This window comes from Thomasclavelia sp., assembly GCF_047249845.1.
Taxonomy (GTDB): domain Bacteria; phylum Bacillota_I; class Bacilli_A; order Erysipelotrichales; family Coprobacillaceae; genus Thomasclavelia.
Genome location: NZ_JBKTWO010000082.1, coordinates 1 through 5,501, shown reverse-complemented (window position 1 = coordinate 5,501; position 5,501 = coordinate 1). Strand labels below are relative to the sequence as shown.

Below are 5,501 nucleotides of genomic sequence, written 5' to 3'. Positions count from 1 at the left end.
CATTACTTTAGCTAAACGATCAAATGCATTATTTACTTCTTCTTGACTTGCATTAGCATTAGCATATACAGTTTCAGCATTTTCTAATGCTGCTTTGAATTCATCAGCTACTGCTGGTACTAATTTACCTAACTGTTCTTGAGTTACAGCTTTTGCCATATCAATTGCGATTGACAATGCTGTTTTATTTGTATCTAATACCTCATCTTTAAAAGTTATATCTGCAAAGAACATATTATGATCTGATAACTTGTTATCAATCATTTGTACTACTTCAATATCAATATTTTTTGATACAATTACATTATCAACACTATTTACATTCATTGTATCATCTACACCATTGAATGTGTCAAAGAATATACTATTCATACCATTAGCTATGTTATAGTTTTCTCCAAAAATTTCTGCAAATTCTTCTCTATATTGATCTGCATTGAAATCTCCTACAACAATTTTATATGATATTGAATCTGCATCCATTGCTGCTTTTAATGTATTCATTTGTTGATGACGTAATTCTGTATTTTCATAAGATAAATGGGTATTATAGAAAGCAACTTTATGACCATTTAACTCTACTACATTACGTTGGTATACACGTTGTTCATTTCCATTACTTTCCAACATAACTGTTGAACTATCATTTAATAGTGATTTTGACACTGTACCAATACCATATTCTCCACCTGCGTAATCAATAGCTTTACTAAAGAATATGCTACCATAAACATCACCTTTAAATACTTCAAGCATATCATAATTATTTCTACTTGTATTTTTATCTACTTCTTGAATACCAGCAATATCTACATCATATTTTTCTAATTGTTCACGAATTTTATTAACATCAGGTTTTTTACCAGCTGCAATATTGAATGAACCAATTCTGACTTTATCTTCTTCTTTTGTCATAAATGTTTCATATGCATTTTCTAATGCCGCAAGATTTTCTTCTTTTAATGTATAATCATCAGCTTTTGCTTTAACATTATCAATAGCCTCTTGTAATGCTGTCATCTTTGATTCAGTATTAATTGATTTAGTTAATAATTTTTCTAATTCTGAAATACGGTCATAAACGGCTGATGTATCTGTATCTGCTACATCTTTCAACTTGATTTTATCCAGCCAATAGCTTGCTTCTGGACGTTCATTATTGAATAAATAAATTTTACCAATATTTGAAGGCGCCTCAGCAGAACTACGATAACCATAATTTTCAGCAAATACAACTTCTTTACCACCAGGTGCTGTTACATATGCACTATAAGTTTTAGATTTTAAATTAACTTCAACTCTAATATGATACTTAGTATTTTGTTCAAATTTAACTGCACTTTGAACATAACCTTTATTGCCATTATAAGCACCAAAAGTACCCTGATACATACGAATAATAATAGGAACTTGTCCATAAGCAGTATAATTTGAACCACTATTACCAAGTCCTACTGCTGTATTTGTTTGATCTGGAGCAAGAGTAGTTACCATATCAAATTCTACATCAACTAGATTTGTTTCACTTGGCCCAATCTCTCTATTCGCTGATAATGATCCAGAACTATTAGGACCTTTTGCAATTAAAGCATCTTTTGATGGTTTTAATTCAGTTTCTAATGGCCCGTAAACTTCAAATTCATATATACTTCCACTATACCATTTTCCATTTCCTGAATGCTGCCATCTTTGTTTTTGTACATATTTTACATAACGGGCCTCAACAGCATCAAATTTAACAACCTCATCAACTTCTGGTCCGTTATTTGCTGTTGTTTCATCTTTTATATAAACTGTTGTAAATTCTTTTCCATCTTCAGAAACTTGAATTTCATATTTATCAACAGCTGATTCATAACGAATATTGATTTCATCAATAACTCTAGTTTCTTCTAAATCTACCAATAACCATTGTTCATCTTTATCTTTTGCAAATGAAACACGAGAATCTTTACTTACAAGACCATCAACTGCCATTTCTGCAGTAAATCTTCCATCAGTAACTTCTAAACCAGAGACTGAAACTGGTCTATTTAATGCATAATTTTCTGATTTATATCCTAAAATATCGGCAATCTCATCTGCACTCATTGCCTTGTTATATACAGATAGACTTGACAATATACCAGATGCATTTTCAAATACTTTTTCAACTGGTAAAACAAATGTTGAGCTTTGTTGTGTTTTTCCAGCAATTGTTGTATTTGTTAATTTACCATTGCCAATTTTCTTTCCATTAATATATAAAGTTAAGTTCTTGTTATCACAAGTTAAAACTAAATCAATATCTTTATTTGCTTCTAAAGCATAATCAAATGTAAATGAATATTGATCACGTGAATAACCAAGTTTTCCATTCATATCGGCAAAGAATGTTCCTTCTTTACCAGCAAATAAAGTTGTATTTTCTGAAATTTCATTTAAATTAAATTTCATGAAAACACTGTAAGGATAACCAATACTATCCATTGGTAATGATAAATACCCATCACCATTAAAAACGACTTGTCCATTAGCTACTTGCCCATTAACAATTGTTCCATCATAACCATTTCCACTTAAATCTGCAACAACATTACCTGCATCTTTAAAATCATAAGATACTAATTGATTTGTCTTACTTTCTACATATCTTCCAGGATTTGCATTAGGAACTTTATTTTGTAAAGCGTCAATTCTTTCTCTAAATTGTTCATATGTTTGATCTGCTTCATCTTCACCATACCAAGTTTTTTCAGCTAAAATAGAAACCGCATCTTTCAAACGGTCAAAAATATCAAACCATGAAAATCCAGTTTTAAATGAAGTCATATCATTCCATAAAGCAAATTCAGCACCTTTTGTTTGTGGATGTGCTACAGGCATAATTGCTTCACCAGAAGGATTTCTTCCTGATTTAAAGTTATTAACTTCAAATTGTTCATATAATCTCTTTACATCAATACGATCTGGATAACCAGCATTTCCAGCTGGAACGATATACAACCATCCACCATATGTATTAATTACATCATAACCAGCATCATATGTTTCATGAACATCTGCCCAATATGGTGCCCATAAATTCATAGTAGCTTCATTAGTTACTGGTGTAGTCCCGTTAAATCCATTTTTACCTAATGATGCCCATACACGACTATCATATCCTTTAGCATTTACATATTTGATAAGTTGATCTGTCCATTTACGCATCTGTTCACCATAGGTTTTATCATATTCATCAGTACCAATATGAAATTTATCACTTTGAATAACTGGATCGTCTCCATCCAAATACTCATCAAATAAATTTTCAATAATCTCTATATTAGCATTAAAAGCATCTTCCGTTGTAATATCCAAATAGCCTGCTTTATTAGCTAACATTTTAACACCTGGAACTTCTCTAAATGCTTCAGCATGATATGGAGTATCAATTTCAGTAATAACATCAATACCAAAATTCTTCATATTTTTTTGATATTGTTTATATTCTTCTTTCGTATAATATCCATCTTTTGCAACAATTGATGGATAAACCTCACTTTCTAAACGGAAAGCACTATAACCAGATTGTCCCCAGTAATCATTAATATGAATATGTGCTTCATTCAACTTATACCATGACATATAAACTGTCATTTCTTCTAAGTATTCTAAAGGAATATACATTCTTCCTACATCTATCATACCAGCACGAACTTCATATTGTGGATAATCTCTTGCAACACCTTTTGGTACAGTATTACCGTTTTGATAAAGTATTTGGGTAATAGATGCCCCACCATAAATCATACCTTTATAAGTAGGTGCTTCAATCGTTACATAGTCAGAAATATCTAAATAATACCCTTCATTTCCTACTTCTTCAACAAGACTACCTGTCTTTAATACAATGTCTCCAGCTTGTGGCTGTCCTTTTACTACTTCAATATCATATCCTAACATATCTTTAAAATATGTTTGAATCATCTTAGCACTGTCCATCCATCTATCATCTAAAAAAACAATACGAGATGAATCAGTCAAGCGGTAATTTCCTGCCGCTCCTTTCCATTCTCTAAGTCCAGGAACAACATTTGGTTTTTCGTTATCTTGTTGTGCAACATCATATTTACCATTAACAACTAATGCAATGTCATCTGATACTGCAGTATCTTTTTCATCATTAACATTTTCAACCTTATACATAATATTAACAGACATATCAATTAATGGTTGAATAACTTTTCCTGTTTTTGAGACAACTTGTTCATTATCAGTTCCATATAATGAAATTTTATATCCATCAGGTACTGTAGGCATAACAAGTGATTTCCCATCTTCTGATAATACTGGCACTTCTTTTTCAATTTCATCAATAATACTTCCAGCATTATAAGTCTGTTGAGAGTAAACTTCTAATTCATAAATAGAATATCCATATTTTGCAGTTTTTGCTTCTTGACACAAAATACGAACATATCTAGCAGTAAACACTTCAAAATCTTTATGTTCTTTCACTCCAGCTTCAGTAGCACCTGATACTAAAACATCAAAAAAGTTTTTCCCATCTAAAGATCCTTGAATTGTGTACTTTGTAGCTGTCGCTGCTTCCCAATTAATATTAATTTGAGAAATTGGATATTCTTGTTGTAAATCAACCATCATCCATTGCTCAAAATTAGGATCCCATTGATCAGCAGGTGTCCCGGTTCCAAGTCTTTTTGTTGACCATCTAGAATTTGCATCAACAATTCCATCAACAGCTTTTGATGCATCTTTACCTGAACCAGGATATACACTCGACTCTGTTGTTGGCTTGTTTAAAGCTAAATTTTCATTAACAGCTGCTGCTGGTGAAACTTGGATTATTCCAATAACCATTAGACACGACAACAAAAAGCTTACTAATCTTTTTCTCTTCATTTTCCTCTATCCTTTCCTTTTATTTAGCACTTATTTGTAAGCGCTATCTCCCGTTATTATACTTCTTTACTGTGATTTTTGTCAATAAATGACACAAAAATGTGACATAAATAATATAAAAACACTTAATATCTAACATATTTATTAACAAAATTAAATATTTATAATTTTTAATAATTATTTATACAATCATATTTTCAAATATAACTTTTACATCTTTTTAAAATCACTTACTATTATCATATCAAAAAATAACTATGCATGAATTATATACATTGTTAAAACTAATTCACAAAAAATAATCATCACTTATTTTTCATTTTATTTTTATAAAAAAGTGTGCAGTAGTTTTATCTACATACACACTCAATATTCTTATTAATCTTCTTTTTTTCTTAATAAACATAGTCCTGCTAAACTTAACATTGATAAACCTGCAAAGATTTCAACTAAACTGTTATCCCCAGTTTTTACACTTACTGTTGCATCCCCTGGTTTTACAGTACTTTCAGGATCTGCTGGATTAGCTTCTAATCCTGCCATTGCTTTGGTTAATCCTTTTATCGCATTTTCTACTTCTTCTGCTGTTGCATTTGGATCATTTAATATTGCAT

The 5,501-nt window shown here is 30.7% G+C and carries 2 protein-coding genes; both read right to left on the bottom strand.

What is annotated here, in order from left to right; translation table 11 throughout:
* Positions 1-4,887 (bottom strand): discoidin domain-containing protein (locus ACLR9T_RS13090; protein ID WP_413109952.1); only part of this gene is annotated, 4,887 nt, incomplete at its 3' end.
* A gap of 378 nt (positions 4,888-5,265) precedes the next feature.
* On the bottom strand, positions 5,266-5,501 hold a 236-nt coding region (locus ACLR9T_RS13085; protein WP_413109951.1), incomplete at its 5' end, for an LPXTG cell wall anchor domain-containing protein.